General features: G+C 41.5%; 27 protein-coding genes. 16 read left to right on the forward strand and 11 right to left on the reverse strand.

Annotated features, from left to right (window positions below):
- Positions 1–62 precede the first annotated feature (62 nt).
- The 4 genes from AOG26_RS07910 to AOG26_RS07925 all read right to left on the reverse strand — a co-directional run bounded on the left by AOG26_RS07910 (position 63) and on the right by AOG26_RS07925 (position 5,502).
- Positions 63–719 (reverse strand): HAD family hydrolase, encoded by a 657-nt coding sequence (locus AOG26_RS07910; RefSeq protein WP_054561951.1) that lies wholly within the window; start codon positions 717–719, stop codon positions 63–65.
- A 48-nt stretch (positions 720–767) separates the two neighbouring features.
- Positions 768–1,067, reverse strand: coding sequence for a hypothetical protein (locus AOG26_RS07915; protein ID WP_054561952.1), 300 nt, complete (start codon positions 1,065–1,067; stop codon positions 768–770).
- A 110-nt stretch (positions 1,068–1,177) separates the two neighbouring features.
- On the reverse strand, positions 1,178–3,439 hold the full coding sequence (locus AOG26_RS07920; protein ID WP_054561953.1) for a TonB-dependent receptor: 2,262 nt from the start codon (positions 3,437–3,439) through the stop codon (positions 1,178–1,180).
- Between the two features lie 368 nt (positions 3,440–3,807).
- A complete protein-coding gene (locus AOG26_RS07925; RefSeq protein ID WP_054561954.1) occupies positions 3,808–5,502 on the reverse strand; it encodes a mechanosensitive ion channel family protein in 1,695 nt (564 codons plus the stop codon).
- Between the two features lie 155 nt (positions 5,503–5,657).
- Here AOG26_RS07925 and AOG26_RS07930 point away from each other — a divergent pair, with 155 nt between their 5' ends.
- Entirely contained in the window at positions 5,658–6,206 is a 549-nt protein-coding gene (locus tag AOG26_RS07930; RefSeq protein ID WP_054561955.1) for an HdeD family acid-resistance protein, read from the forward strand.
- A 23-nt stretch (positions 6,207–6,229) separates the two neighbouring features.
- On the opposite strand, the gene AOG26_RS07935 is transcribed toward AOG26_RS07930, so the two are convergent.
- Positions 6,230–7,102, reverse strand: a complete 873-nt coding sequence (locus AOG26_RS07935) for a mechanosensitive ion channel family protein (protein WP_054561956.1) — start codon at positions 7,100–7,102, stop codon at positions 6,230–6,232.
- Between the two features lie 195 nt (positions 7,103–7,297).
- Here AOG26_RS07935 and AOG26_RS07940 point away from each other — a divergent pair, with 195 nt between their 5' ends.
- From AOG26_RS07940 to AOG26_RS07960, 5 genes are all read left to right on the forward strand, one after another.
- Positions 7,298–7,507: a hypothetical protein gene (locus AOG26_RS07940; RefSeq protein ID WP_054561957.1), complete on the forward strand. Its 210-nt coding sequence runs from the start codon at positions 7,298–7,300 to the stop codon at positions 7,505–7,507.
- A 217-nt stretch (positions 7,508–7,724) separates the two neighbouring features.
- Positions 7,725–9,863, forward strand: coding sequence for a M3 family metallopeptidase (locus AOG26_RS07945; RefSeq protein ID WP_054561958.1), 2,139 nt, complete (start codon positions 7,725–7,727; stop codon positions 9,861–9,863).
- A gap of 89 nt (positions 9,864–9,952) precedes the next feature.
- Positions 9,953–10,810, forward strand: coding sequence for a carboxylate/amino acid/amine transporter (locus tag AOG26_RS07950; RefSeq protein ID WP_054561959.1), 858 nt, complete (start codon positions 9,953–9,955; stop codon positions 10,808–10,810).
- A gap of 95 nt (positions 10,811–10,905) precedes the next feature.
- A complete protein-coding gene (locus AOG26_RS07955) occupies positions 10,906–12,075 on the forward strand; it encodes a glycerophosphodiester phosphodiesterase family protein (RefSeq protein WP_235575476.1) in 1,170 nt (389 codons plus the stop codon).
- A gap of 89 nt (positions 12,076–12,164) precedes the next feature.
- A complete protein-coding gene (locus AOG26_RS07960; protein ID WP_054561961.1) occupies positions 12,165–12,902 on the forward strand; it encodes a dienelactone hydrolase family protein in 738 nt (245 codons plus the stop codon).
- Here the strand turns inward: AOG26_RS07960 and AOG26_RS07965 are convergent.
- Entirely contained in the window at positions 12,899–13,810 is a 912-nt protein-coding gene (locus AOG26_RS07965; RefSeq protein ID WP_054561962.1) for a LysR family transcriptional regulator, read from the reverse strand. The two genes, AOG26_RS07960 and AOG26_RS07965, sit on opposite strands and share 4 nt — an antisense overlap.
- A 134-nt stretch (positions 13,811–13,944) precedes the next feature.
- Here AOG26_RS07965 and AOG26_RS07970 point away from each other — a divergent pair, with 134 nt between their 5' ends.
- Together AOG26_RS07970 and AOG26_RS07975 are read left to right on the forward strand one after the other, a co-directional pair.
- On the forward strand, positions 13,945–14,631 hold the full coding sequence (locus AOG26_RS07970) for a type 1 glutamine amidotransferase domain-containing protein (protein WP_054561963.1): 687 nt from the start codon (positions 13,945–13,947) through the stop codon (positions 14,629–14,631).
- Positions 14,632–14,743: 112 nt separating this feature from the next.
- Entirely contained in the window at positions 14,744–15,334 is a 591-nt protein-coding gene (locus AOG26_RS07975; RefSeq protein ID WP_054561964.1) for a rhomboid family intramembrane serine protease, read from the forward strand.
- A gap of 32 nt (positions 15,335–15,366) precedes the next feature.
- Here AOG26_RS07975 and AOG26_RS07980 read toward each other — a convergent pair whose 3' ends face one another.
- Together AOG26_RS07980 and AOG26_RS07985 are read right to left on the reverse strand one after the other, a co-directional pair.
- Entirely contained in the window at positions 15,367–16,386 is a 1,020-nt protein-coding gene (locus AOG26_RS07980) for an endonuclease/exonuclease/phosphatase family protein (RefSeq protein WP_054561965.1), read from the reverse strand.
- Positions 16,387–16,394: 8 nt separating this feature from the next.
- Positions 16,395–16,769 carry an STAS/SEC14 domain-containing protein gene (locus tag AOG26_RS07985; RefSeq protein ID WP_054561966.1) on the reverse strand — a complete coding sequence of 125 codons (375 nt, stop codon included), beginning with the start codon at positions 16,767–16,769 and terminating at the stop codon, positions 16,395–16,397.
- Between the two features lie 111 nt (positions 16,770–16,880).
- On the opposite strand from AOG26_RS07985, the gene yghU reads away from it, so the two are divergent.
- Genes yghU through AOG26_RS08000 form a run of 3 tightly spaced genes read left to right on the forward strand, consistent with a single transcriptional unit; the run spans position 16,881 to position 19,499 of the window.
- Positions 16,881–17,720, forward strand: a complete 840-nt coding sequence (gene yghU, locus AOG26_RS07990; protein ID WP_054561967.1) for a glutathione-dependent disulfide-bond oxidoreductase — start codon at positions 16,881–16,883, stop codon at positions 17,718–17,720.
- A 35-nt stretch (positions 17,721–17,755) separates the two neighbouring features.
- On the forward strand, positions 17,756–19,054 hold the full coding sequence (locus tag AOG26_RS07995) for an MFS transporter (protein WP_054561968.1): 1,299 nt from the start codon (positions 17,756–17,758) through the stop codon (positions 19,052–19,054).
- Between the two features lie 58 nt (positions 19,055–19,112).
- Positions 19,113–19,499 (forward strand): hypothetical protein, encoded by a 387-nt coding sequence (locus tag AOG26_RS08000; protein WP_054561969.1) that lies wholly within the window; start codon positions 19,113–19,115, stop codon positions 19,497–19,499.
- Between the two features lie 60 nt (positions 19,500–19,559).
- Here AOG26_RS08000 and AOG26_RS08005 read toward each other — a convergent pair whose 3' ends face one another.
- The gene (locus AOG26_RS08005; RefSeq protein ID WP_054561970.1) at positions 19,560–21,482 is read right to left on the reverse strand and encodes a S9 family peptidase; all 1,923 of its coding nucleotides are present in this window, start codon (positions 21,480–21,482) and stop codon (positions 19,560–19,562) included.
- A 188-nt stretch (positions 21,483–21,670) separates the two neighbouring features.
- Here AOG26_RS08005 and AOG26_RS08010 point away from each other — a divergent pair, with 188 nt between their 5' ends.
- Positions 21,671–22,270 (forward strand): FMN-dependent NADH-azoreductase, encoded by a 600-nt coding sequence (locus tag AOG26_RS08010; RefSeq protein WP_054561971.1) that lies wholly within the window; start codon positions 21,671–21,673, stop codon positions 22,268–22,270.
- A gap of 55 nt (positions 22,271–22,325) precedes the next feature.
- On the opposite strand, the gene AOG26_RS08015 is transcribed toward AOG26_RS08010, so the two are convergent.
- A complete protein-coding gene (locus AOG26_RS08015; RefSeq protein WP_054561972.1) occupies positions 22,326–22,793 on the reverse strand; it encodes a hypothetical protein in 468 nt (155 codons plus the stop codon).
- Positions 22,790–23,077, reverse strand: coding sequence for an EF-hand domain-containing protein (locus AOG26_RS08020; protein WP_054561973.1), 288 nt, complete (start codon positions 23,075–23,077; stop codon positions 22,790–22,792). Before AOG26_RS08020 ends, AOG26_RS08015 begins: the two co-directional genes overlap by 4 nt.
- 168 nt (positions 23,078–23,245) lie before the next feature.
- Here AOG26_RS08020 and AOG26_RS08025 point away from each other — a divergent pair, with 168 nt between their 5' ends.
- The 4 genes from AOG26_RS08025 to AOG26_RS08035 all read left to right on the forward strand — a co-directional run bounded on the left by AOG26_RS08025 (position 23,246) and on the right by AOG26_RS08035 (position 26,320).
- Positions 23,246–24,742: a cryptochrome/deoxyribodipyrimidine photo-lyase family protein gene (locus AOG26_RS08025; RefSeq protein WP_054561974.1), complete on the forward strand. Its 1,497-nt coding sequence runs from the start codon at positions 23,246–23,248 to the stop codon at positions 24,740–24,742.
- Positions 24,732–24,884: a DUF2256 domain-containing protein gene (locus AOG26_RS20475; RefSeq protein ID WP_082401584.1), complete on the forward strand. Its 153-nt coding sequence runs from the start codon at positions 24,732–24,734 to the stop codon at positions 24,882–24,884. Before AOG26_RS08025 ends, AOG26_RS20475 begins: the two co-directional genes overlap by 11 nt.
- Positions 24,885–24,973: 89 nt before the next feature.
- A complete protein-coding gene (locus tag AOG26_RS08030; protein WP_054561975.1) occupies positions 24,974–25,402 on the forward strand; it encodes an OsmC family protein in 429 nt (142 codons plus the stop codon).
- A 126-nt stretch (positions 25,403–25,528) separates the two neighbouring features.
- The gene (locus tag AOG26_RS08035) at positions 25,529–26,320 is read left to right on the forward strand and encodes a putative porin (protein WP_152966940.1); all 792 of its coding nucleotides are present in this window, start codon (positions 25,529–25,531) and stop codon (positions 26,318–26,320) included.
- The last annotated feature ends 54 nt before the right edge of the window (positions 26,321–26,374 follow it).

The raw sequence follows: 26,374 nt of genomic DNA on the forward strand, positions 1-26,374 counted from the left end.
TGAGTATTAACGGGCTCTGGCTTTGACTACTTAACAAAAGCAGCTTAGCAACAGTCAGCTAATTATAGTTTAGTTTGTAGGCATTTGAAAAATTCGTTCAAATCAGCAAACACACCCGCGGCTTTACTAAAATCATGCTCTAACGTGAAATGATTTGGCACCGCATACACAGCAACACCTGCGTTGCTCGCAGCGGTAACACCGGTAAAGGTATCTTCGACAGCTACAGCCTCATTAGCCTTTATATCTAGTTTATCTAGGGCTAGTTGGTAAGGGTCACCAGCAGGCTTAGGATTATTAACATCATCTTTGGTAACCACACAGTCAAACCAATCGAAAATGCCATAGCCTTTTAAAATAGGATAGGCTTCATCTTTTGCACTACCTGTTACTAATGCCATTTTTAAACCACTGGCTTTGACTTGCTCAAGCACCGCTTTTGCATGTGGCATAAAGGCAGGTAAATTAGTACTAACAAAACGGCCAAATGCAGCGTACTTATCATCCGTTAACTGTTCTGGGCTGATAGTAAGCCCATAATTTGTCACAACCTCTTTAGCGGCTTCAAGTGTGGGTCTTCCTGAGAAGCGCTGACAAAACGTAGCTTCATCATACTGCACGCCAAAAGGAGCTAACAAGTCATTCCAAATATTAAAATGCACACTTTCAGAGTCAACCAAGGTGCCATCCATATCAAACAATACTGCTTTTAAAGTCATCCTCATTCCTTCAAAGTAAAAAGGTGCCATAGGCACCTTTAAATATGATTATTCAGTTAAGCCCGCAGGTGGCTCAGCAAAAGCTTCTTCGCCTGTTTCTACATCAACCAGCTCGTAGCCACGTTGCTTTCTTACCACTTTTAAAACCGGCTTAGAAAACGCTGTTTTTAAACGATCTGCATCTGCTTCAAGTTCTTCGACTGTATTACCAAATGGTGCTGCACCGGTTTCTGACCAGTTAGTCACTTTACCATTTAAGTTATATTCAACTTCATGAATTTGATATTGTGCCGCTTCATCTTTTGTTGCTTCACAAAAAATTACACGGTAGTTCCAAAATCCAGCCATAGTTATTCTCTTTCTCTTCAATTAATCCTGCCACTTTAGCAGTTACCAACGCGATTATAAACGAAAAAACCCGCTATACAGCGGGTTTTAATAGGACTTATTATTTCAGCTTAGAAGAAGCTTACTTTGAACTCAGCACCGATGTAACGCTCTTCGTTCACCATTGCTGTGTTGTTATTAAAGTCGATAGCACCGATTGATTGCTGCTCGTCGAACATGTTACGAACGAATGCTGATACTTCATATTCGTTGTCGCCTTCAGCCCAAGCATAACCTGAACGTAAACCTACTTCAGTTAATGGCTTGCCTTCAAACTCAACTGACTCGTATAAGAAGTAGTTGATTTCGCTGCGGTAAGACACGTCAGCGTAAGTGAAGAATTCACCGTCAGCTACTTCGCGGCTATAGCGTAATGTAAGGTTAGAGATCCACTCAGGTGCGTGCGGTAAGCTGTTACCATCAAGGATAGCTTGACCTGCGCTGTTTAATGAGTTTGTTACAGTACACTGCGCACACACGTCAACGGCTAGGTCTTTATCATCAAGCTCAGTGTTGTTGTAGCTTAAGTTAAATGTAGCGTTTAGGTTGTCAGTTAATACCCACTCAGTGTCTAACTCAAAACCGTAACCAGTTGTCTTATCGGCATTAACTAAACGGTTGAAGTTTGCACCACCACCTACAGCTGTTAATTGTTGGTCATCCATTGTGTAGTAGAACACAGTTGCGTTTACACGACCTTGGCCGTCAAGTACGTCTGATTTGATACCTGTTTCGAAAGACGTCACAGTTTCAGACTCAGCAACAGTTACTTCATCACCGAATAAGATACGACCTTGGATACTTGGTGCACGGAAGCTGTTAGCAACACGCGCGTACCAGTTTACGTCGTCGTTGATCTTGTAGTTAGCAGATAAATCCCAGCTAACGTGGTCGTCACTTGGATTTTCTGTTAGGAATAACGCACCGCCACCTGCTGGGCTTAAAGTACGGTTTGCAGAGAACTCTTTTTCGTCATCTGAGTAACGAAGGCCTGCAGTGATTTTTAAGTCATCAGTGATTGTGTAATCTAATGAACCGAATACCGCCCATGCTTTGGTATCTTGCTGCTGGATAACATAGCCGTTTAACTCACCTGGTGTTGAACCATAAGTGTCGTAGCTGAAGTTTTCGATTGTTAGCGCTTCATCAAAGTAGAAAACACCTACTTGGAAGTTTACGTCGCCAGCATAGTTGCTAGATAAACGAAGTTCTTGCGTGTATTGGTCTTGATCTGGAATACCGTCAGCACTTTCAGAATAGAACGGGATAAAACCTGGGCCCATATCTGGTAAGTAGCTTGCACCGTAACCACCGTCGATGTCAGCGCGAGAATAGATTTCAGCGCTTTCCCATGCAGAGATTGACGTAAGAGTTAAATCATTGATATCCCACTCAAGCTTTAAGCTTGCGCCTTGAGACTCAACTTGTTGTGTCGCACGAGAAGCAGCATCGTGGTAAACCACATCATGTTCGTAGTTATCAGCTAAATCGTTTGTGCCTGCTTTAATAGCGTTACCACGGAATGCGATTGGCGTACCGTCCATATCACGAACGTGGTAGTTGAAAAGACCTGTGAAATCGTCACCTTCATATAAGAACTGAACACGTGCCGCTTTTTCAGTGTAACCACCTAAAACGTCATCTTGTTCAAAACCAGGTGCACGGTTATCGATGTAATCGTCTTTTTCTTGCCAAAGTACAGAAACACGCGTTGATAAACGGTCTGTTAGGCCACCGCCAACAGCACCTTCAAAATCAACTGCGCCACGGCTACCGTAAGAAACTGAGCCATAGCCTTCAAATTCTTGTGATGGCTTAACTGTATCAAATTTAACAAGGCCAGCCGGTGTGTTACGACCGAATAAAGTACCTTGTGGGCCACGTAGAACTTCTACACGTGCTACGTCAAATACAGGGAAACCTTTTAAGATTGCGTTCTCTTGAACAACTTCGTCTACAACTAACGAAACTGGTTGAGAAGCATTTAGGTCAAAGTCAGTGTTACCTAGACCACGAACATAAAAGCGTGGGAAAGAACGACCAAACGAAGATTCGATTGATAAGCTTGGGATCTTCGCATTCATAAAACGAATATCCATACCAGCTGAGCTGTAAGCGTCTAAGCTGTCACCTTGTAATGCAGATACAGCTACAGGTACTTCCTGAGCGTTTTCTACACGTTTACGAGCGGTGATTTGAATAACTTCTAGTTGGTTGTTTTTTTCTGCTGTCGCTTCGTCGGCAGCAAGAGTTGAAAATGAAGTACCTGCTACGGCAGAGAACAACGTTGCATTGATAAGTGTTGCTAACGTAGATCTTTTCATTGCTTTCATGTCGGGTTTTAACCTTTTTTATGCACTCTTATTCAACGGTGATGATGTTGCGTCAATTCATTTGACGGGCTCGGCCAATTTTTCGCGCCTTGTAATAAGCTGCGCGGACCTCTAGTTCGAGAGTGCAAAACGAAGTAAAGAGGCTGAACGAACGCTGACGATTATAACACTTTATGACACTTTTACTGCATTAAAAATTAGAAATATACAATTTTTTTACAACAATTAGCGGCAACATCGCCACATTTAGAAGATTTTATGCAATTATTTTTCACTAAAGCGGACATATGTCCTGTGCATCTAATTGCAACAATGTGTAGACATTATGTACAAATGAGAGCCGCTTTCATTTACCCCTTTTTTAGCAACTAATCAGTCACACGTGCGAATTCTGGGTTAGCTAATTCACATTCATGCTCATTTAATAAGCCTAAGATTGCTAAGTTTAACTCTTCGATTACTTCCATATAAAAAGCAAAGTCGACGGTCTCTACGTAGCTTAGTACATCCACTTGTAAAGCCCAAGGCGTGAAGCCTTTAAAGCGAACACGGCAAGGCTCAAAGGCAATGTGCTTATGTTGCTCTAAAAGCTCTCTTAGGGCTTGCATAAACGACATTAGGTTTTGTTGCTTAGTATTGGCACTGAGCATCAATTTAGGTCGATAAGAAATACGCTCCCGTTCCGAAACATTCTCAAGCTGCATATCAACAAACTTTGCATTCGCTACATAGATAACTGAACGATCAAGCGTTCGAATTCGCGTCGCTCTTAGCCCTATCTCTTCTACCGTGCCTAACTGGCTGCCAAACTTACATAAGCTACCTATTTTTACTGGTGCAGAAATATATAAGGTGATTGCTGCAATGATATTCTCAACAGTTTTTTGCGCTGCAAGGGCAATTGCAAGGCCACCAATACCTAAACCTGCCAGTAAGGTAGTGGCATTAAAGCCTAAGTTTTCAAACCACATGAATAGCAACGAAATGACAATCAGGGTTTTAGCTACATTACTTATAGGGCGTAATAAGAAAATCGCTTGTGGTTTATCTTGTCTAATAAAGCGCTGGCTTAATCTGTGTTTGGCAAGATCAACTGCCCGTAGGCAAATCCAGCCCCAAGCGATCAATAATACGGTCGCGCCATGGAATAGCGCCATCACAGCAATAGTTACATTAGATTGGTCGTTCAATGAACGCGCCATAAATACTGCAAGTAACAGGCTAACTGGCCCATTAATAAAACCAATAACATCTTTTTCTACAGGGACTTTTAAGTGTGCGAGAACAAACGTAATTAGGCGGGTTATGATAATCGCGACCGCTAAAAACAGAACAAATGTGAAGGCAAAATAAATCCACTGCCAAAGCATCACCCCTAAAAACTCTATGTCTGGCAGGTTATTGTAAAGCCACTCACCGACTCGGTTATAGCCATACTCTTTGGTGAGTAAAGGAATTTGACTTACGGTGGCATTCGATATTTTCCAGATCCGATTACCTGTTTTATCATCCGGTACACTTTGCAATAAAATTTGCACCTTACCTTGTGAAGTGCTGATTTCTCCAACCAAATCACGATAACTAGGCACGCTTTCTTTTTGTTTTCCTTTAGGCTTATTGCTCAAGTTATCAACATCGACCCATAAGGTACGATCAAGTACCACAGATAAACTTTCAGCAAGCTGGATTTTTCCTAATGCCTCAACGTCTTTGGGTAAGTTACGATAATCAAGATAATGGCTTGCACGTTCAAAATCGCGGTCCCGGGCCGCTTTTAAGTACCCCTGCATGGAGCTGCGTGGCGTAATTCGGTCAAACGCATCATAGGGTAAGTCATCTTCAAGAGGCTCCTGCACTTTTTCCGTTGTAGCAGGTGTATTTGTTTCAGATTCTTGTTTGGCCGGTTTTTGTTCGGCTTGCTCTTCCTTGTTGTCTTTATCAATTAAAGATTTAACGGTCACTTCTGGTGTGGTTGTTGCCCATAATGGCGCATTAAACAACAGTAAAAAACACACTAATAACTTACTAAATTGTAATGAAAACTTGGTATTACAACGGCTCACACTCTATTCCTTGTTCGATAAACATTAAATCGCTGAAATAATCAGCTAATTAAATTAGAGCATGGTTTGTGTAACTGTACAAAAAATAATTAAAAATCTTTGCAAGCAAGCACTGAAATGTTAGTTATATAGAGACTTAAGCAAAGGATACTATTATGCAAATCTCAAGTTCACTGATCCCCCATTGGTCATCATTAATGATCCACGGTGCCATTGCCATCGTTTTTGGCTTATGTGGTTGGTTTGCCCCAGAAGCCTCATTAGCGATTCTGATGTTTATTTTCGCCGCTTACTTTTTTGTCGATGGTGCCATTAGAACTTGGTTAGCTATTGCTTCAAAAAATGAAAACCCACTTTGGTGGATGCTATTAGTGGGTGGTTTAATTTCAATTGCTGCTGCACTTGTAACCCTGTTTGCTCCCAACGTAACAGCTATCTTAATGCTGTACTTTATTGCCGCATGGGCCATTGCTATCGGAGTGATTGAAATATTGATTGCGAGTAAGCTACGCAAAGAGATCAGTAATGAATGGCTGTTAATTGGTAGCGGTATTATTTCGATTATCTTTGGTGGTTATCTGATATTTAACCCTGGCGCGGGCATAATCACCCTACTTTGGCTAGTTGCAACCTATGCCATCGTATTTGGCATAATGATGGTGTTGCTTGCTATGAAGCTAAAAAAACTCAATGAACGAGCATAAAAAAAGCGGCTAAGCCGCTTTTTTTATTTTTGGTTATTACGCCTTGTTAAAGCTATCTCACCATCGATATGAATATCGCGCTGCGGGAATGCGATGGTAATGTTATTTTCAGCAAATACTTTATAAATGCTAAAACGCAGCTCACTGCGCACTTGGCGAAGCGGGGCTTCTGATTCAGCACACACCCAGAAAATAGCGCTAAAAGTTAAAGAGCTATCAGCAAAGTCATCAAATAACACAGATGATGCAGGTGTTTTTAAAATGGCTGGGTGATCATCAAGAATTTGCTTCATCAGCTTCTCTACAAGCACCACGTCTGAACCATAAGCAACGCCAACATTCACAAATGAACGGGCATTACGGTCAATTAAGGTCCAGTTAGTTACTGTGTTTTCTAATAACTGGCTATTTGGTACCAGCATATGCACACCATCGTTACGGCGGATACGGGTTGAGCGAGTATTAATTGTCTCAACGACTCCTTTAGCTGTGCCCACTTCTAAAAAATCACCAATACGAATTGGTCGCTCCCACATTAAAATCCAACCACTAATGAAGTTATTGATAATGTTTTGTGCACCAAAACCAACACCAATCGCAATGGCACCAGAAACAAATGCAAACGCCGTTAGAGGAATATTGAGTACCTCTAGCGAGGTAAACACAAGCACTGCGATGGTCACAACAAGGTAAATACGGGTAAATAAGTGAACCGCGTCAGGGCCTAGGTTTTTTGCCAGTAATGCTTTTTTAATTAATCGACCAATCCAGGTAACCACAAACCACATTAAAAACAGCGCCAAAGGCACTTGAATTACTTTTAGTACAGTAATTTGCACATCATTGTAGGTGAACAATACAAACGATAATGCAGATTGCAGATCAACAAGGGTCATAAATTAACATTCCTAGTAAAAATCAGTTTGGTTCAGTTGTGACTAAGTTTAGCACGGCATAATAGGTGAAAACTTGGTAAATACTAAGTTCTTTATGCGCAATATGCGCTAATTATTAACTATTTTAGACTACAGCTGCTATATACATAGAGAGCTTGAGGTTTCACAGGCTTTGAATAGCACGAGGAGAACACAATGTCACAAATGACACTCACACAAAAACTTGCCACTTTACAACCCTTGGTTGATCTAAACTTATTTGAATCAAGTTTGGAGTACCGTAACCGCATCTTAAACTTACTTGCTGAGCAAGAACACTCACTGAATTTAATTAACAAAGAGTTTGGCAACGCTATGCCAGAGAGCTTTGGCTCAGAGAAAAAGTTTGTGTTGGGTTACAACTAATCTATGGTGACTTATTACCATCAAGATTTAAACTGGCAGCTAGTGCCACTTTTTACTTAAGTGAGCCATTAATAAACAATTGATGGCTTTTTACACACATTTATCCTCTCAATCACATTATTTGCGTTCAAATTCCCCAATCAAACGACAAACTTGATTGTTTCTAGCCAAAAATTTGGTAAGTTAGAAAAGATTTATCCACATTTTTGGAGCTCTCATGCGTAAGACCTTAGTAGCAACTACGATTGCTAGTGTGCTTTTATTATCTGCTTGTAGTTCACAACAAGCCGACACTCAAACTCAAGTTGAAACTGCCGCTGAAACACAAACAGCTAATGTTGAAAACGTTCTTTTCAAGCCAAGCCCTTTACAATACATGGCCCCTGAGTTTGATAAAATTTCGACCAAAGACTACGAGCCAGCGTTTGAAGCAGGCATCGCACAGCAAAAAGCTGAAATTGCAAAGATTGCAAACAACCCAGAACCAGCAACATTTGAAAATACCCTTGTTGCAATGGAGTTCTCTGGTGAGCTATTAGACCGCACATCTGCGGCATTTTTTAACTTATCAGGTTTAATCTCTGACAGTGAGTACCAACGTATCGCCGCGAAAATGGCGCCGATTATGTCAGCTCACACTGATGACATTTACCTAAACAAAGCTTTATTTGCTCGCGTACAAAGCATTTACGACAACAAAGCATCTTTAAATGCTGAAGATCAACGCCTTGTTGATTACTACTACAAAAAGTTCGTTAACGCGGGTGCAAAACTAACTGAAGCTGAAAAAGCAAAAATGCGTGAAATCAACGCAGAGCTTGCCAAGCTTTCAACTGAGTTTTCACAAAACATCTTAAAATCATTTAAAGAAGATGTGATTTTAGTTAAAGATAAAAGTGAATTAGCGGGTTTATCTGAAGGTGAAATTGCAAGCCTTGCAGCTGCTGCTAAAAAAGCAGGTAAAGAAGGTTACATGATCACATTGGTGAACACGACTCGCCAACCTATCTTACAAAGCCTTGAAAACCGCAAGCTTCGTGAAAAGATTTGGACAACTTCTTCAACGCGTGCACAAGCAACAAACAGCCCTATCATCATCAAAGAAACTAAACTACGTGCAGAAAAAGCGGCATTACTTGGTTATAAAGATTGGGCTTCGTATGTAATGACTAATCGTATGGCGCAAACAACTGAAAATGTTTACGGCATCCTTGATGACTTAGCACCGAAAGCGGTTGCTAAAGCAGAAGCTGAAGCAGAGCAAATCCAACAAGTAATTAAAAAGTCAGGTGAAACGTTTGCGCTTCAACCTTGGGACTGGGCGTTTTACGCTGAGAAAGTTCGCCAAGAGAAGTACGACTTAGACCCTGCTTTAGTTAAGCCTTACTTTGAAATGCAGTCAGTGATCCACGACGGTTTATTCTTTGCGATGAATAAACTTTACGGCATTACCTTTAAAGAGCGTAAAGACTTACCGGTTTATCACGAAGACGTCATGGTGTTTGAAGTATTTAACGAAGACGGTAGCGCTATCGGTCTATTCTACATGGACCCTTACGCACGTGAAGGTAAACGTGGTGGTGCATGGATGAGTGCTTATGTTAGCCAAAGCGGCCTTAAAGACACTATGCCTGTGATCTACAACGCACAGAACATTCCTAAGCCAGCTGAAGGTCAACCTACACTTATGACTTTCTCTGAAGTAACGACTATGTTCCATGAGTTTGGTCACGCTGCACACGGTTTATTCTCTGATGTTAAATACCCAAGCTTAGCGGGTACAGCAACTGCTCGTGACTTCGTTGAATTCCCTTCACAAGCACATGAAGACTGGAATATTGAACCAACAGTACTTGCAAACTATGCCAAGCACTACAAAACAGGTGAACCAATTCCACAAGCGCTTTTAAATAAAGTACTTGAGTCACAAAAATTCAACCAAGGCTTTGATACAACTGAGTATTTAGCTGCGGCACTGCTTGATATGGAATGGCACTCATTTGGTGTTGATGCTGACATTACAGACGTTCAAAAGTTTGAACATGATGCATTAGACAAGCACGGTATTGCTTACTACCCAGTACCACCACGCTATAAGTCTTGCTACTTCAGCCACACCTTTGCCGGTGGTTACTCAGCGGGTTATTACGCTTACCTTTGGACTGAAGTATTCGCAGCAGATGCGTTTGCACACATGACCGAAGAAGGTGGTTTAACACGTGAAAACGGTGATAATTTCCGTAAAGAGATTTTATCTAAAGGTAATAGCCGCGACTTAATGCAAAGCTACATTGAGTTTCGTGGTCAAAAACCAACAACAGACGCACTATTAAAGCGTCGTGGTTTAGTTGAATAATCTAAAATTATTCGCAAAATGATGAAAGCCCGCAATTAATGCGGGCTTTTTGTTATAGTGCAATTTTTAAAATTACAAATTAATCAAACATGACCTACTTATTTGCTGTAACCCTACTTTGGGCCTTTTCGTTTAGTCTTATTGGTGTTTATTTAGCAGGCCAAGTAGATGCATGGTTTAGTGTCTTAATGCGCATCGGCTTGGCAACTTGCGTGTTTTTGCCCTTTTTGCACTGGCGTAAAACCCCTAAAGCCTTAGCCCTAAAGCTCATGGCAATAGGCGCAGTACAACTTGGTGTGATGTACAGCTTCTATTACCATTCGTTTTTGTACCTCAGTGTGCCCGAGGTACTGCTATTCACGGTAATGACGCCACTTTACATCACTTTGTTAAACGATTTGCTTGAAAAACGTTTTAATGCAAAGTTTTTATTCGCCGCAATGCTAGCTATTTTAGGCGCCGTTGCTATTCGCTATGAAGGCGTCGATGAAAACTATCTTATTGGTATGTTAATGGTTCAGGCTGCCAATATTTGCTTTGCTACCGGTCAAGTAACTTACAAACGTTTAATGCAAGATGAGCAACTCCCTCACTCTCGGGTGTTTGCTTGGTTCTTTATTGGCGCTTTAATTGTCGCACTGATTTGTTACGGCTTATTTGGTGATACCAGTAAGCTACCCACCACAACGACACAATGGGGCGTGTTAATTTACTTAGGCACGATTGCTTCAGGGCTTGGTTATTTCGCGTGGAATAAGGGCGCGACTATTGTCAATGTAGGTGCCTTGGCCGTAATGAATAACCTACTGATCCCAGCTGGGATCATCGTTAACATTGTGATTTGGAATCGTGATGCCGATATCATCAAGCTTGCTATCGGCGCAGCGATTATCTTATTAGCACTTATTATAAATCAGAAACTTAATAAAACTGCCACGGAGTCATGATAGGCTAAACTCTATTCGATTAGAGGGATGCTGTTATGCGCGCACTGGTTTTATGTTGTTTAGTTTTCGTTATTCAAGGCTGTAAGAATCTGCCTATGGATCAGGCAGTGCAAGTGGGTGCAAGGCCTTACTATTTAATCGACAAGATGACAGATGGGCCTTTAAAGCAGCAACTTGCTGCCTGCGGTAATGACCCTTTTTACAAAACTGATTTTGTAATTGGTCATCGCGGTGCCCCCATGCAGTTTCCTGAGCACAGCAAAGAGTCATATTTAGCCGCTGCAAGAATGGGCGCAGGCGTACTTGAATGTGACGTCGCCTTTACTAAAGACAAACAACTCGTGTGTCGCCATTCACAGTGTGATTTACACACTACTACCAACATTTTAGCGATTCCTGAGCTCGCTGCAAAATGCAGCCAACCTTTTACCCCGGCCAAAGACGGCCAACCAGCTCATGCTAAATGCTGCACCAGCGATATCACCCAAGCTGAGTTTTTAACCTTAAAAGCTAAAATGGATGGTGCCAATGCAAATGCCAAAACGGTCGCAGAATATATGCAAGGCACACCAAGCTGGCGCACTGATTTATACGCAAACAGTGGCACCGTAATGACCCACCAGCAAAGCATTGAGTTATTCAAATCACTGGGTGTAAAAATGACACCCGAACTAAAAAGCCCAGAAGTTAGCATGCCATTTAACGGTTTTAGCCAGCAAGATTATGCGCAAAAAATGCTTGATGAGTACCGAGCTTTAGGTGTGAATAGCCAAGATGTTTATCCTCAATCATTTAATCTTGAAGATGTGAAGTATTGGCTAAACAATCACCCTGAATTTGCAAACAACAGTATTTATCTTGATGGCCGAGATGAGCAAGCAGACTTTGATGCCATGGATGAAACAACTTGGCAGCCATCAATGCAGGCTCTATATAACGATGGAGTACGCATTATCGCACCGCCAATGTGGATGCTTTTGAGCCTTGATGAGTCAGGTGCAATCGTGCCTTCCCTTTATGCTATTAAAGCTAAACAAGCTGGACTGAACATCATTACTTGGAGTTTAGAGCGCTCTGGTCCATTAAATAATGGCGGTGGTTATTATTACCAGTCGATTGCCCGTGTAATTAAACAAGATGGGCAAATGATGAATGTGATAGACGTGCTTGCTAAGCAAATTGGTGTAATGGCTATTTTCTCTGACTGGCCTGCTACTCTTACCTATTACGCAAGCTGTATGCAGTATCCTGCCTCAGAGAGTTAACTGAGCATCAATAAATTTCAAGGGCTTTTACTCGTCCAAAAGGTGGAGCTGAGGTATTATTAGCTAAACCGTTTTTTACAAGGATAAACATGATTATTCAGCACCATAGCCACGACATAGCGACTAACACAGGTGTAATGCGCACCAGTATTTATCGTCCTGTAGAAGAAGGTAAATACCCGTGTATTATCTTCTATTCTGAGATTTTCCAAGAAACAGCACCAATTGCACGCTCTGCGGCAATACTTGCTGGTCATGGTTTTGTCGTGTTAGTGCCAGAAGTTTTTCATGAGTTAAATCCTATTGGGACAGTACTTGCCTATGATGATGCTGGTAAAGACAAAGGCAATGCCGACAAATGGGCAAAACCGCTTGAGAGCCATGACTCAGATACTGACGCCTTAATTGCATTTGCACGTCAGCAAGAATACTGCACAGGAAATGTAGGTGCGATGGGCGTATGTATTGGTGGTCACCTTGCATACCGTGCTGCATTAAACCCAAGTATCAAAGCCGCTTTTTGTTTATACGCGACAGATATACACAGCGATACTTTACCAGCACAAGCAGGTAATAACTCATTTGAGCGCATGGCAGATATTAAAGGTGAGATCCACTTTGTTTGGGGTAAACAAGACCCACATGTACCAAAAGAAGGCCGCCTTAAAATTTACCAACAAGCGGTGGCAACAGGCATTAATTACCAGTGGCAAGAAGTGAACGCCCAACATGCGTTTATGCGCGACGAAGGCGACCGATACGACCCAGCTCTTGCCATCAGCATGTATCAACAAGCAGTCGCTTTATTTAATCGCACACTTGTTTAAATCGTCATAGTGGCTACTTGATTAGTAAAATAATCCTTCAAGTAATCAAGTAAAACCCGCAGCTTTTTACTTCCCGCCGCCCCTGGCGGGAATACGCCATAAAGTTCAATATCAGCAGTTTTGTAATCATCTAAGATTGTGCGTAACAATCCTGCTTTGATCCTTGGCAATGCATCATAAACTGGGATTTTCGCTAAGCCATGCCCAGCTTCTACAAAGGCAGTTCGTGCAGCAGCGTTGTTGGTACTTATGCCACCACTAACTGCCACCTCAAAGCGGCGTTTATCTTTTTCTAGCGTGACAACAGCACTACTTGGTTGATACACCACCCATGTATGCTCCGCTAAATCGGCGATGCTCTTTGGTATAGGGTATTTTGTAAAGTAATCGACTGAGCCACATAAGCAAGTAGCCATACTTGCAAGTTTAGAGGCTTGTAAGCTTGAGCTTTCAAGGGCCACGCCTCTAATCGCTAAGTCGTAGCCTTCTTTGATGATATCAACCACATCATCACTAAGCTGTAAATCAATATCAATTTTCGGATACAAACGCTTAAACTGAGCCAGTGCTGGTACCACAAGTTGCAAGCCTACATTCACCGGGCAACTCAATTTAATAACCCCAACCGGTTCACTCTTTAAGTTTTCAAGGTGTAAGTTAGCTGCCTCAGCGTGCTCGGTGATAGCCTGACAACGTTCATAATAAGCCATACCTGCTTCGGTGAGGGTCATGGTACGCGTTGAGCGGTTAAGCAAGGTAAGCTTTAGTTGCTGTTCTAATTTCTTTAAGTGATAACTAACAACAGCCCTTGATAAACCAAGTTGCTGAGCTGCTTTAGTTAAGCTGCCTTGCTGCACAATGTGGGCAAACACCACCATGCTTTTTAATTGCTCAAACGATACTTTCATACAAACTCCTAATCTAACCTGAATAATTGTATCAATTATTAAACCAATGAAGTCAAATTTATCTGCGTTGTTTAACTCTATTTTCACCCCTATAGTGTTATCAACGATGTTTAATACACAAAAAGGGATTCACTATGTCAGCTAAGAAAATTTTAATGGTACTCACTTCACACGATGAGCTTGGCGATACAGGCCATAAAACAGGCTTTTGGGTTGAAGAATTTGCGGCGCCCTACTACGCCTTTATTGATGCTGGTGTAGAGGTAACTTTAGCCTCTGTTAAAGGTGGCCAACCTCCGGTTGATCCAAACAGTGCAGCCCCTGATGCAGCAACCGATGCCACAAAACGTTTTGAGCAAGACAGTGCGGCAAAAACTTTAATGGCTAACACTAAACCTCTGGCTGAAGTTAAAGCCGATGATTTTGATGCGGTATTTTACCCTGGTGGCCATGGTCCGCTATGGGACTTAGTTGATAACCAAGATTCAATTAGCTTAATTGAGCAATTTATTAATTCAGAGAAGCCAGTGGGTGCAGTATGTCACGCCAGTGCAGTATTACTGAATGCGAAAAATGCAGCTGGTAAATCTGTGGTATTTGATAAAAAAGTAACCGGCTTTAGTAATTCAGAAGAAGACGCCGTACAACTTACCAATGTTGTGCCATTACTTGTTGAAGATGAGCTAATCAAACAAGGTGGTCAGTATCAAAAAACCGATGATTGGGGCGAGCTTGCGATTGAAGATGGCCTACTAATCACAGGGCAAAACCCTGCAAGTTCAGAGCTTGCTGCGAAAAAACTATTAACCAAATTAGGTTAAAATAAGTCAACATGCCCTAGACCTTTAGTAAACACCTTGCATATCAAGGTGTTTACCTTCACTTTTAATAAGTTATACTCATTCGGTCACATTGATTTAAGAGCTTCTCATCATGACTGAAAAAAAAGCTGTCAAAATTCCTCCTATTAGTAGTAAGCGATTCGCAATTTTAGGCATTATGCTGGTGTGCTTGGTACTGCAAATAATTAATACCCTACCCGGCATAAACTTAAACGGCTTAGGTATTTTGCCAAGACAAATGTCTGGTTTATCGGGGGTGTTTTTTGCGCCATTTTTACATGGTGGCTGGGCACACCTTTTTAGTAACCTAGTGCCATTTGCGATTCTCGGCTGGCTAGTTTGCCAATTTAGCGTAAAACGCTTTTGGCTGGTGTTTGCAGGCACAGCGCTCATTGGTGGGTTATTAGTATGGCTATTTGGCCGCAGCAATATTCATGTAGGACTAAGTGGTGTTATCTACGGTTTATGGGGCTACTTAATTAGCTACGGCATTATGCACCGCTCATTCAAAGCCATTTTAATCAGTATTGCGGTTGTTGTGTTATACAGCGGCCTGATTTGGGGTGTCTTCCCGCAGCGCATTCATATTTCATTCGAAAGCCATTTATTCGGCGCAATTAGCGGCGCATTCATCGGCTATATTATGGCAAAGCGTGATAAGCAAAAGAGACCTAAGCTTTAAACTGAAAGCTGAAAGCTGAAAGCTATTAGCTTCTAGTCTCTCAACTTCATTGTCACCATCACAACGCCATGGTCGGTACTTTGATCATCATAGGCAAACTGGGGGTTGATCAAGTGCTGATCATAGGTGTGATAATCAACCACCTCAAAAAAGCTACCCTGAAACCCGGCATCAAACTCACGGGATAACAAAATATAATCAAATACTGAGCTGCTACTGCCAAAATAGTGGGTGGCTTCTCTGTCGTTCTCGGTGACAACATGGCGCTGATAGAGTTGCCAACTATCTTGTAGTTTAAACTCTGAACGAGATGGGCTATTTTGCCTATGACCGCTAAAACGAAGGTGGTCAGCGATTAAATGGTTAAGCACGCCATCGTGTAACTCATTATTAAAGTCCCCCATCACAATCACAGGGTTATTAGTGTGCGCTCTGCGCTTAATGATTTCTACGAGTAACAGCGCTGCTTCACTGCCACGCTGCATGCTTGATGCCCAGCGTCCAAGAACTTGCGATTTTAACTGCATAACTAAGTTTTGCTGTTCGCTTTGGCTTTCATCCTCTTGGTGATGGAGCATGCTGCGCTTAGATTTAAAGTGCACTACATAGCAATCGACGTGTCCTAAGTGAGGTACTTCAAGTGTCGCGCGAATAATACTGCGGCTAAAGTTAAAATTATCGCTCAAGCCCATCGCTAAAATATCATCTTGCTCTGCCTCAACCTGACTGACAGCAACAATTTTATAGCGTGAGGCAATAGCCACAACCGGATCGCGATAAATAAAGTCATCAATCACCGTTGGCTCATCAACGACTGCAAAATAGGGGTAACCCTCTGCGTTAACTTGTTGTTTTAGCTCATTGATACTGAACACTTCTTGAAAGCCAATGATATCTGGCTGCTGATTTTTAAGGTAATCAGCCAACCAGCGCTGCTTTTTGGCCCACTGCTCAGCGCTATAAATGCGCTGAAAATCATAAAATGCGTCAGGTGGCGATAAATAATTATATAAATTAAACGTCGCCACCTTTAATTGACTGTTTTCTATCACTTAACTCCTTATTCGTGTAACCACTCAGTGGCAATAATCAGGTCTTCAAAGTATTTCACTTCGCCACTGATAAACCAGTTACCCACTTTGCTTGCCACTTGTTGCCAGTTTTTATTACCAAGCACAGCTATACGGCAAAACTCTTTGTTATGTTTAAGGCCTAACTTAAAATCATCCCACGCCGCTTGTAACTCCCAGCCTTCTAACTCAGTAATATCAACATAGGCTCTTATTTTTGCACTCGGAACTGCCGCTACAGCATTATCTATAAGAGGAGTGAGAGTTTTATAATCCTCGTGGGTAAGCTTTCCGACTACTTTAATTGTGAGATAAAAAGTCGTGCCAGTTCGCTCAAGGCCAATGGCTAAACCATGCTTTTTCATGTCATCCTCCTTGTTATTCATAATTAATAACTGTACTTCCCTTGCTCTATCTGATCAACTAGGATGGTAGTCTAGTAATGACATTCATTAAAGCACAATTTAGGAGTTTCAATGAGTAATACCGACAGTTATACGCCACCTAAAGTGTGGCAATGGGATGCAGAAAACGGTGGTGAATGGGCGAAGACTAATCGTCCGGTCTCAGGTGCAACCCACGAGCAAGACTTGCCCGTTGGTAAACACGATCTCCAACTCTACTCACTTGCGACACCAAACGGCCAAAAAGTGACTATCATGCTCGAAGAACTATTAGAGCTTGGTATTGATGAAGCTGACTACGATGCATTTTTAATTAAAATTGGCGATGGTGATCAATTCTCTTCAGGGTTTGTCAGTGTTAACCCTAATTCAAAAATCCCAGCCTTAATGGACCACAGTACCACGCCCGTTACTCGCGTGTTTGAGTCAGGTGCAATTTTACAATACTTGGCTGAGAAATTTGATGCGCTGATCCCAAGCGATCACGCCAGTAAAACAGAATGTCGTAATTGGCTGTTTTGGCAAATGGGCTCTGCCCCCTACTTAGGCGGAGGCTTCGGTCACTTTTATAGTTATGCACCATTCAAAATGCAGTACCCAATTGACCGTTTCACCATGGAAGTAAAACGCCAGTTAGACGTATTAAACCGCCATTTAAGCGACCATGACTACATGGCTGGTAGCGAATATTCAATTGCCGATATCGCTATTTGGCCTTGGTATGGCAGCTTGGCACTTGGCAATTTATATGATGCGGCAGAGTTTTTAGATGTTGAGTCATATAGTCATGTGATGCGCTGGGCAAAACAAATTGAGCGCCGCCCTGCTGTAAAACGAGGTCGCAGAGTAAACAAAACATGGGGTGATGAAGCTGAGCAGTTAGCAGAGCGCCACTCTAAGGAAGATTTTTAAGGGCTTAAATGCCCTTTTTCATAAAAATAAAAAGTATGCAAAAGCTCAGTAAAGAAGATATCTACCAACGCCTCAGTAACACCGAGGATGCCCGTGCCTGCAAAGCAATTGATGAAGCTGCTTGTAAAGTAGTGCCCGGCAATTTTCTTACCTTATTAGTAAGCCAACTATTTAGTAAGTTTGCAGATGCCCTGTTAAACCCTAAAGTGACCCTGCCTTGGCTTTTACAGAGCATTAATGTACCAAGTAGTTTTATTGCTTGGCTTGTGCCTATTCGTGAGTCAGGCTCAATGTTGCCACAACTGGCCATCGCAAGTGCTATTCGTAGGCTGCCTGTCAGAAAGTGGGTTTGGGTGATTGGCGCCATAGTGCAAGCCTTGTGTATTGTAGGCATGCTTATTTGTGCTTTAACACTTCAAGGTGCAACGGCAGGTTTTGCTATCATCGCTATTTTGATTATCTTTAGCCTTGCTCGTGGCTTTAATTCCATTGCTGCAAAAGATGTATTAGGCAAGGTCATACCTAAACAACAACGAGGCAGCATTAGCGGTCTTGCTGCGAGTTTTGCAGGATTTGCAACGCTCACATTTGGTCTTGGTTTATGGTATCTACAAAGCCTTGGCTATGAAAATGGGGTGTATGTTGCTTTAATGCTGGCCGCTTTAATGTGGCTGTTTGCAGCGCTCAGTTATAGCCGCATTCAAGAATACAAGGGTGCAACCGAGGGCGCTGAAAACGGCTTTCTGCATGCTTTATCAAAATTAAAACTGCTTTACCAAGATAAACAATTTGCTCACTTTATTATCACTCGTGCGTTGTTGCTATGTTCTGCTTTGAGCGCCCCGTTTTATATCGTTCTTGCTAGTGAACAGGCTTTCGACTTTTCACTACTTGCTACGTTTATGGCGCTTTCTGGGCTTGCCAGCTTAGTCTCTGCGCCTATCTGGGGTCGACTAAGTGATTTATCGAGCCGCAAGGTATTAGTGTTTGCTGCAATGCTCGTCACCCTCAACGGTTTCGCCGTTTATTTAGTTGCTTATCTGAGCCCACAAACGCTCAATGAATTTTGGCTATTACCGCTCTGTTATTTTTTACTCACCGTAGCTCATCAAGGGGTTCGCCTTGGTCGTAAAACCTACCTTGTTGATATGGCTGAAGGAAACAAGCGCACTGACTATGTCTCTGTTAGTAATACGGTGATCGGAGTTATATTATTACTGCTAGGTAGCGTCGGCTTACTAAATACCTACTTAACGACTGCTGAGTTAATTTTTTTCTACAGTATCTTAGGCTTACTTGATGCAATTAGTGCGTGGTTTTTACCCGATGCCTAGACCATGCAGTAAAAAAAGCGCATAATCGCGCTGATTTTATCTCCAAAAAGGACTTACTATGAAAAAGGCAGCTCTTGCACTTCTTACGCTACTTACACTTTCTGCTTGTAGCACCAGTGTGCCTATTCGTAACTTTGACGCAAACCCTGTACCGCAAATGGCGTCTGGCCAACATGACCTTGAAAGTATCAAAACCAATATTTTAAAAGCATGTATGAAACTAGGCTGGACGTGTCGTTCAAATGCCGAAGGCCAAATCTTAGGTAAACTTGATATTCGTAAACACCAATTACGCGTTGATATTACGTTTAACGAGCAAGAATATTCTATTGATTACAAAGATTCGATAAACCTTGATTACAATGGCAAAAAAATCCACCGCCAATATATCAATTGGGTTACCAACTTAATGCGCAATATTGATGCTGAATTAGCTTATAAATAAAATTGACGCAGAATCAGGTATTAAAAAAGGCGACCTAGGTCGCCTTTTTCTTTGCTAATTCTAGTTTTTCAAGTTCTTATCGAAGAACTCTAAAAACGCTTTTAACGTTTTAATTCTATACGGCTGGTGCGATAAGTAATGGTCGCCATCTTCGAGCTCAATATAAGTAACATCTTTGCCTTCGTCTTTAAGTTCATCATCCATTTCACGACTATGATAAACAGGCACTACATTATCATCAGAGCCATGAACCAATAGCACCGGACGATTAATTTGCTTTGCAAAATTAACAGGCGACACTTTTTCTAGTTTATCGCCATCAGTTCCAAATTGCTTACGCACAATTTCTTTATTAGTGAAATAACGCGCTTTACTAACAATACGCTCAAGATCAGTAACGCCAGCAAAGCTTGCTGCACATTTGAATGTTTCAGGGTGTTTAACCACTGCCATTAATGCAGCATAGCCACCATAACTTGCCCCGCCAATACAAATTTTATCTTTATTAGCGATACCTTCTTCAACAAGCCAATTCGCCGCATCTTGCAAATCATCTTGCATTTCTTTACCAAAACCTTGAACTGCAGCCATCTCAAATTCATGCCCATAGCCACTTGAACCACGGAAGTTTGGTTGCAGTACTGCATAACCATTATAAGCAAGTAACGCAGTCCAATAGTCAAAACCAGCGTAATCACGAGCCATTGGCCCACCATGCGGGAACACAATTGTTGGTAACTTATCACCTTCTTTGTAGCCCACAGGTAGAGTTAAATACCCTTCAATAGTTAAGCCATCACGAGCTTTATAACTAATTTTCTTTTTACCACTGTAAACAGTTTCATCAACATCTGGAAATGCCGAGGCAAATGCAGTTAATTCGTTAGAATCCCGGTCACCCAACATATAGGTACCAGGGATTTGCTCACCTGAAACGTAAACCACATATTGACGCTGTTCTTTACTAGTATCAATAATATCAATATCAAACTTATCTGCCGGCAATACAGCGCGTAAGCCATTATAAAGGTTGTTTAAATCTTCATCCCAGTAACGGATCCCCTCATCTAATTGAGAGTGCGTAAACCCTGCTACTTCACCTGTAAGAGATGAATAGAATATATGACCATCGAAGTCATAATTATCATCGCTGAACACTAACTCTTTTTTCATGGTCGTTAGGTCCATTTTATAAAGCGCATCATAGCCATCTTTAAGAGCTTTGAAGTAAAGAATATTAGGGTCTTTATCGAAGCCCAAAACAGTCACTACATCAGGGCTAAATGCTTTATATTTGAATAACGTTTTACGGTTATCTCGATCTTCGTCATAAAGAATATATTCAAATTCGTCTTCATCCATTTTTAGGGCAATACGCACATTACCTTGGCGGTCTGCTGTCCAATCAATCACTTTACTACGTGAGCGCTGAATTTTTTTCTTACGAAGTGTACTTAAATCAAGTTCATACACGCCAGGGGCATTGGCAACATCAAAATCACCTTGAACTAAAATTTTATCTTTTTTATCGGGTAAAAAGCTGATTACCTGATCACCAAATTGCGGTTGGCGTTCATCACGATTAAAGTTAGGCTTTATAGCCAGTTTCGCCTTGCCATCACCACCAATTTTATATGCATATAAACGTGTAGAGGTATATTTAGGGCCGCCAAATTGGCGTTGAATATAGCGGGCACCTAAAAGAAGTACCTCATCATTTGCCCATTCATACCAATCGAAGAAAATAGTATGATTATCTGAACGAATAATAGAATCAGCTTCTTTAGTTTTACGGTTATAAACCATTAAAACCAACTCACCATTTACATTTCGAATAAACGATAAATTTTTACCATTTGGCGAAAATTTTACTTGGCTAAAAGCGCGTAAAGAGGCGAATGATTCTACAGGGAGTTGTGTGTTTTCAGCAGCACGAGGCATTAAGCTCAGCACTGCAAAAAGAGTAAGCAGTAAGTACTTCATAATAAAGTCCATTTCTTTTTTATTGTCGCGGCAATAGTAACATTAAATTACAAAAAAAGACTAATTCAAAAAAATTAGACACCTCTTCCATTCGTTTAAAACGAACGTAACACTCGATTAATAGCATTATTAATTTATTTTTTGCTAATTATAATAACTGCACAACTTCAGTTTTCTTAGGTGACATGATGAAAAAAGTACTTGTGTTAAATTCATCTTTAAATGGTGAACAAGGTAATTCAACCAAGCTTAGCCAACTATTTGTTGAGCAGCTTGCTAACAACCAACAAATTTCAGTAACAACTCGCGATTTAAGCGACAATGCGATTGCTCACTTAACGCAGACAGAAATGGCTGCTTGGATGACTGATGCAAACGAACGTAGCGATGAGCAAAAGCTACTTGCTGCAATTTCTGACGATTTAATTGCTGAACTTAACGATAACGAACTGATTGTCATTGGTATGCCAATGTATAACTTTGGTATTCCATCAACATTCAAAGCTTGGATTGATCGTATTGCTCGTGCTGGTATTACATTTAAATATACAGAGCAAGGCGCTGTAGGTTTAATTAAAGACAAAAAAGTAGTGGTACTTTCTGCCCGTGGTGGTGTATATCAAGGCACAGAGATGGATACACAAACTAAATACTTAAAAGATGTACTTGGTTTTGTGGGTATGACTGATGTTAACTTTATTTACGCTGAAGGCCTTGCAATGCCAGGTGCAGATCAAAGCTTAGAAGCTGCACAAAACGAAATAAAGGCTTTCACCGCGTCACTTTAATATGTGATTAATAAAGCTAGATATAAAAAAGCGGTCATCATGACCGCTTTGTGATTTACGCTGTGACCGATAACAGCGAATCACCTTCAGATAAACCAAACTTTTCTTGCACAGAGGCTAGAATTGCTTCTTTATCTTCTTCTCCCAGTTGATCAGAATATTGCGCTAACAACTCATCTAAATAACTGACAACTTCTTCGCTATCAACCTGCTCAAGTGAATTACCACTTGGCGGCGGTGGTGGCGGACCAGGCGGACGCTCACCTTCAGGACGACCTAATTCACCGACTTCAGCGGCATCAAAGCCAGCTTCAGCCATAATTGCTTCCATTTCTTGACCCGGTTGAATACCCGCATCCATAAATGTCTGCATAATAGATTGTGCATCTTCTGCAGTTAAGTTTTCAGGATCAAACTGAGCTAAGGTTTCATTCATTAACTCTGTTTGTTCACTGGTCAACGGCTCTGCTTGAGGTCGTTGCATGGGCTGAAAATTCGCACCCGATGAAACACTGTTGATCATCGTTGATTTTCCTTACGTTTTGGTGGTTTATGGTTGTTGAACTCGTCTTCAGTTACTTCACCATTTTGATCAGCATCCATGTCATTAAAAATGGTTTGCAGCATATCTACAGGCATAGGCTGTTCACTAAACTCAGTAAAATCAATCGCCCCATTGCCATCTATATCAATCGATGCAAAGTCAGGTCGCTGGGGTGGACCGCCTTGATGGTCGCGAGCAAAGCAAGCGGGCGCTGTGGCTAACAACGAAATAGCTAAAACAGAAAGTGCAGATAATTGCTTCATAGCGAACCTCTTATGTCATTCAGTTGACCGTAAGCATAATCTGAATACCATCCAAAAGTGTGTGGGCAATATGCTACAAATGTGGAAACTTTGTGGATTGCTTTAGTAATTAATCTAAGTTGTGACTTGCTACGTATAATCATCAAAGCAATTTTCAACTCCACGTTTATGGCAGGCTCAAAAAAACAAAAAGTAAATCTTGTTTGGTTTAAACGTGACCTACGACTATCTGATCATCAGCCACTTGCCAGTGCAATTGCATCAGAGCTGCCTTGCTTACTTATTTACAACTTTGAGCCCCTATTACTCGAAGACCCCCATTACAGCTTTAGGCACTGGCGTTTTGTTGCTCAGTCACTTAAAGACATCAACCAACAGCTCGAAAAATATAACGCTGAAATCGCCATTTATAATCAAGAAATGATTACCTTGTTAGAAACCCTTAGTGAAGATTTTGATATTGCAGGGGTTTATAGTCATGAAGAAATAGGTCTTTACAATACCTTTGAGCGAGATAAACAGGTCAAACGCTGGCTAGACAGCAAAGTAATTCCTTGGCACGAAACGCCACTTGGAGGTGTAAAACGAGCACGACCTAAACAGTTTGATTGGCAAACACATTGGCATGGTGTGATGAACCAACGTCTTGTAACGCCAAATTGGCAAGCCTTTAATGCAGTGCAGCCTCATAATTACCAAGCAGCAACCTGTGCTGATGATTTTCTAAAGCACGACCCGCAGTTTCAATATGGTGGCCCTCATGCAGCCAGAGCTTGCCTACAGAGCTTTGTAGAAGAGCGTGCAAAGAGCTACCAAAATGGTATCTCGAGTCCTTCCAAAAGTAGAGATTCATGCTCTAGGCTTTCGCCTTACTTAGCCTTTGGCAACTTGAGCCTCAGACAAGTTTATCAAACTCTTAAATACTATTTAGCAAAGCAGCCTTTAAGCTGGCGTCGCTCATTACATGCTTTCGAGTCAAGGCTTCACTGGCATTGCCATTTTATGCAAAAATTCGAAACTCAATGCAGCATGGAGTTTGCACCGCAAAATGCGGGCTACAAGCACTACCCTTATCGCGATGATGAACTCGTTGCAGAGCACTTAAAACGCTTTGAGCAAGGTCAAACAGGTATTCCCATTATTGATGCGTGCATGCGCTGCCTAGCAGCAACGGGTTACATTAATTTTCGAATGCGCGCTATGTTAGTCAGCTTTATGACTCATCATATGAACATTCATTGGCAATCAGTCAGCTTTATTTTATCGCGTTATTTTTTAGATTTTGAGCCTGGTATTCACTACCCACAAATCCAAATGCAAGCATCGGTCACAGGAACCAACACGATTCGTTTGTATAACCCAATAAAGCAATCTCAAGATAAAGACCCAGATGGCATATTTATTAAAACATGGTGCCCTGAGCTTAAAAACTTACCCATAGAAGATCTCCACCAGCCATGGCAACAGCCGCCAATGGAGGCCTTATTTAATAACTTTAAACTCGGCGAAGACTACCCTGAGCCTATGGTAGATATTGAACATGCAGCCAAAGCAGCACGTGAGCGATTATGGTCATTTCGAGAACGTGATGATGTAAAGCGTGGCACAAAAGCCGTATTGAATAAGCATGTGATAAGCCTTAAAAGACAACGCCATGGCTCATAAAAAGCTTAATTTACCCAGCAAAACCTGCCCCGTTTGCGACAGGCCATTTATGTGGCGTAAAAAATGGCAACGTGACTGGGAGCATGTAAAGTACTGCTCAGAACGTTGCAAGCGTGAAGCAAAAAGAAATATTGGCGTTTAAGTTGCACTTATATCGTTAACTCACAGTTTTCGGCACAAAACCCTGAAAGCCTTTCACGGTTGTCGAAATAATTTACAAAGGAGATGACGATGACGATTAAAAAATCTGCACATACGAGTTGGTCTGGTGATATTAAATCTGGCAAAGGCTATATTTCTAGTCAAAGTGGCGCGCTTGAGAAACAGCCATTTGGCTTTAACACTCGCTTTGAAGATAAGCCGGGCACTAACCCTGAAGAGCTGGTTGCAGCGGCACACAGTAGCTGTTTTAGCATGGCGCTATCGCTTGCACTAACTGAAGCAGGCTTTGTCGCTGACGACATAACGACCAAAGCAACAGTGAGTCTTGATGAAGTTGATGAGGGCTTCGAAGTGAGTCACATTGCACTTGATGTTAGTGCAAAGATAAAAGAAATTTCGAGCGAAAAGTTTGAGCAACTTTGTGATCAAACTAAGCAAGGCTGCCCTATTTCTAAACTGATGAATGCCGAAATATCACTCACCACAACGCTTAATTAATCTCTGTAGGCCAAGCACTGCTTGGCCTTTTCACAAACTAACAGACCCACAACACTTTATTACAATGTAAATACTTACTTGTTGTATTATCTTGATGAAGCAAAACCAAATACAACAAGGATATGTATGATTAAAAAATTAGCCCCGATCGCTCTTGCAACACTTGCTTATTCAAACTGCTCAATCGCCACAGAACAACAAGTAAGTAAACAATGGTTCAACAGTATCGAATACACTCATATTAATAATGACTATTATGACTTTGATGGTTATCAATTAGTAAGCCATTACTACTTTGAGGAGCAGCAAAGCTCGGGTGTGCTCGATGATTATGGTTACCTAGATACAGATACAAACTTTCGAGTGAATTACTCAGGAGGAGACTATTACAACGATATTGGTTTATCAGGCGAGTATTTTTTGAACAACTGGTTTGCTGTAGCCGATATGAGGGATGTGAGGGATTTAGACAATTACACGCTAGGAATTGGCTACTTATTTGCCGATGCCTTAAAAGTCTCTATAAATAGGGATGTGCGTGAATATGGTGATGATTATTTCCGCTTGAAAGCGCAGTATAACCTCCAAATCAACGATAAGGATTACCTTGGTTTTAGTGCAGAAACAGATGATGAACTCGACGTTTGGAATGTCTCTGCCAGATACTTTAATCATTTAAGCGGTAGCCATTACATTACTGTCGATGTTGGCCACCAAGACAGCCTTAATGATTCAGCAAGCAATGCCATGATCAGCTACTACTTCGGCGATCACTATGCCATAGGCGCAGGTTTGGATGATTCTGAACTCGTTTTACAAGGCAAGTACTTTATTAATGATAAATACTATTTAACCGCTAATTACACTGAAAGCGACTCTGCTGAACTTTATAACCTTAAGTTTGTTGCCCAGTTTTAAACTGATATGAGCCAACAGCTTTAAACAAAAACGCCGCTATAAAGCGGCGTTTTC

Source organism: Pseudoalteromonas sp. UCD-33C (assembly GCF_001306895.1).
Classification (GTDB): Bacteria; Pseudomonadota; Gammaproteobacteria; order Enterobacterales; family Alteromonadaceae; genus Pseudoalteromonas.

Bases quoted from the DNA above. Each gene is read 5' to 3' on its own strand.
- AOG26_RS07930 (WP_054561955.1), top strand. From the start codon at position 5,658: ATGCAAATCTCAAGTTCACTGATCCCCCATTGGTCATCATTAATGATC.
- AOG26_RS07920 (WP_054561953.1), bottom strand. From the start codon at position 3,439: ATGAAAGCAATGAAAAGATCTACGTTAGCAACACTTATCAATGCAACG.
- AOG26_RS08010 (WP_054561971.1), top strand. From the start codon at position 21,671: ATGAAAAAAGTACTTGTGTTAAATTCATCTTTAAATGGTGAACAAGGT.
- AOG26_RS08030 (WP_054561975.1), top strand. From the start codon at position 24,974: ATGACGATTAAAAAATCTGCACATACGAGTTGGTCTGGTGATATTAAA.
- AOG26_RS08035 (WP_152966940.1), top strand. From the start codon at position 25,529: ATGATTAAAAAATTAGCCCCGATCGCTCTTGCAACACTTGCTTATTCA.
- AOG26_RS07995 (WP_054561968.1), top strand. From the start codon at position 17,756: ATGCAAAAGCTCAGTAAAGAAGATATCTACCAACGCCTCAGTAACACC.
- AOG26_RS20475 (WP_082401584.1), top strand. From the start codon at position 24,732: ATGGCTCATAAAAAGCTTAATTTACCCAGCAAAACCTGCCCCGTTTGC.
- AOG26_RS07970 (WP_054561963.1), top strand. From the start codon at position 13,945: ATGTCAGCTAAGAAAATTTTAATGGTACTCACTTCACACGATGAGCTT.
- AOG26_RS07945 (WP_054561958.1), top strand. From the start codon at position 7,725: ATGCGTAAGACCTTAGTAGCAACTACGATTGCTAGTGTGCTTTTATTA.
- AOG26_RS07975 (WP_054561964.1), top strand. From the start codon at position 14,744: ATGACTGAAAAAAAAGCTGTCAAAATTCCTCCTATTAGTAGTAAGCGA.
- AOG26_RS08000 (WP_054561969.1), top strand. From the start codon at position 19,113: ATGAAAAAGGCAGCTCTTGCACTTCTTACGCTACTTACACTTTCTGCT.
- AOG26_RS08015 (WP_054561972.1), bottom strand. From the start codon at position 22,793: ATGATCAACAGTGTTTCATCGGGTGCGAATTTTCAGCCCATGCAACGA.
- AOG26_RS07940 (WP_054561957.1), top strand. From the start codon at position 7,298: ATGTCACAAATGACACTCACACAAAAACTTGCCACTTTACAACCCTTG.
- AOG26_RS07960 (WP_054561961.1), top strand. From the start codon at position 12,165: ATGATTATTCAGCACCATAGCCACGACATAGCGACTAACACAGGTGTA.
- AOG26_RS07915 (WP_054561952.1), bottom strand. From the start codon at position 1,067: ATGGCTGGATTTTGGAACTACCGTGTAATTTTTTGTGAAGCAACAAAA.
- AOG26_RS07985 (WP_054561966.1), bottom strand. From the start codon at position 16,769: ATGAAAAAGCATGGTTTAGCCATTGGCCTTGAGCGAACTGGCACGACT.
- AOG26_RS07965 (WP_054561962.1), bottom strand. From the start codon at position 13,810: ATGAAAGTATCGTTTGAGCAATTAAAAAGCATGGTGGTGTTTGCCCAC.
- AOG26_RS07935 (WP_054561956.1), bottom strand. From the start codon at position 7,102: ATGACCCTTGTTGATCTGCAATCTGCATTATCGTTTGTATTGTTCACC.
- AOG26_RS07950 (WP_054561959.1), top strand. From the start codon at position 9,953: ATGACCTACTTATTTGCTGTAACCCTACTTTGGGCCTTTTCGTTTAGT.
- AOG26_RS08025 (WP_054561974.1), top strand. From the start codon at position 23,246: ATGGCAGGCTCAAAAAAACAAAAAGTAAATCTTGTTTGGTTTAAACGT.
- AOG26_RS08020 (WP_054561973.1), bottom strand. From the start codon at position 23,077: ATGAAGCAATTATCTGCACTTTCTGTTTTAGCTATTTCGTTGTTAGCC.
- AOG26_RS07955 (WP_235575476.1), top strand. From the start codon at position 10,906: ATGGATCAGGCAGTGCAAGTGGGTGCAAGGCCTTACTATTTAATCGAC.
- yghU (WP_054561967.1), top strand. From the start codon at position 16,881: ATGAGTAATACCGACAGTTATACGCCACCTAAAGTGTGGCAATGGGAT.
- AOG26_RS08005 (WP_054561970.1), bottom strand. From the start codon at position 21,482: ATGAAGTACTTACTGCTTACTCTTTTTGCAGTGCTGAGCTTAATGCCT.
- AOG26_RS07910 (WP_054561951.1), bottom strand. From the start codon at position 719: ATGACTTTAAAAGCAGTATTGTTTGATATGGATGGCACCTTGGTTGAC.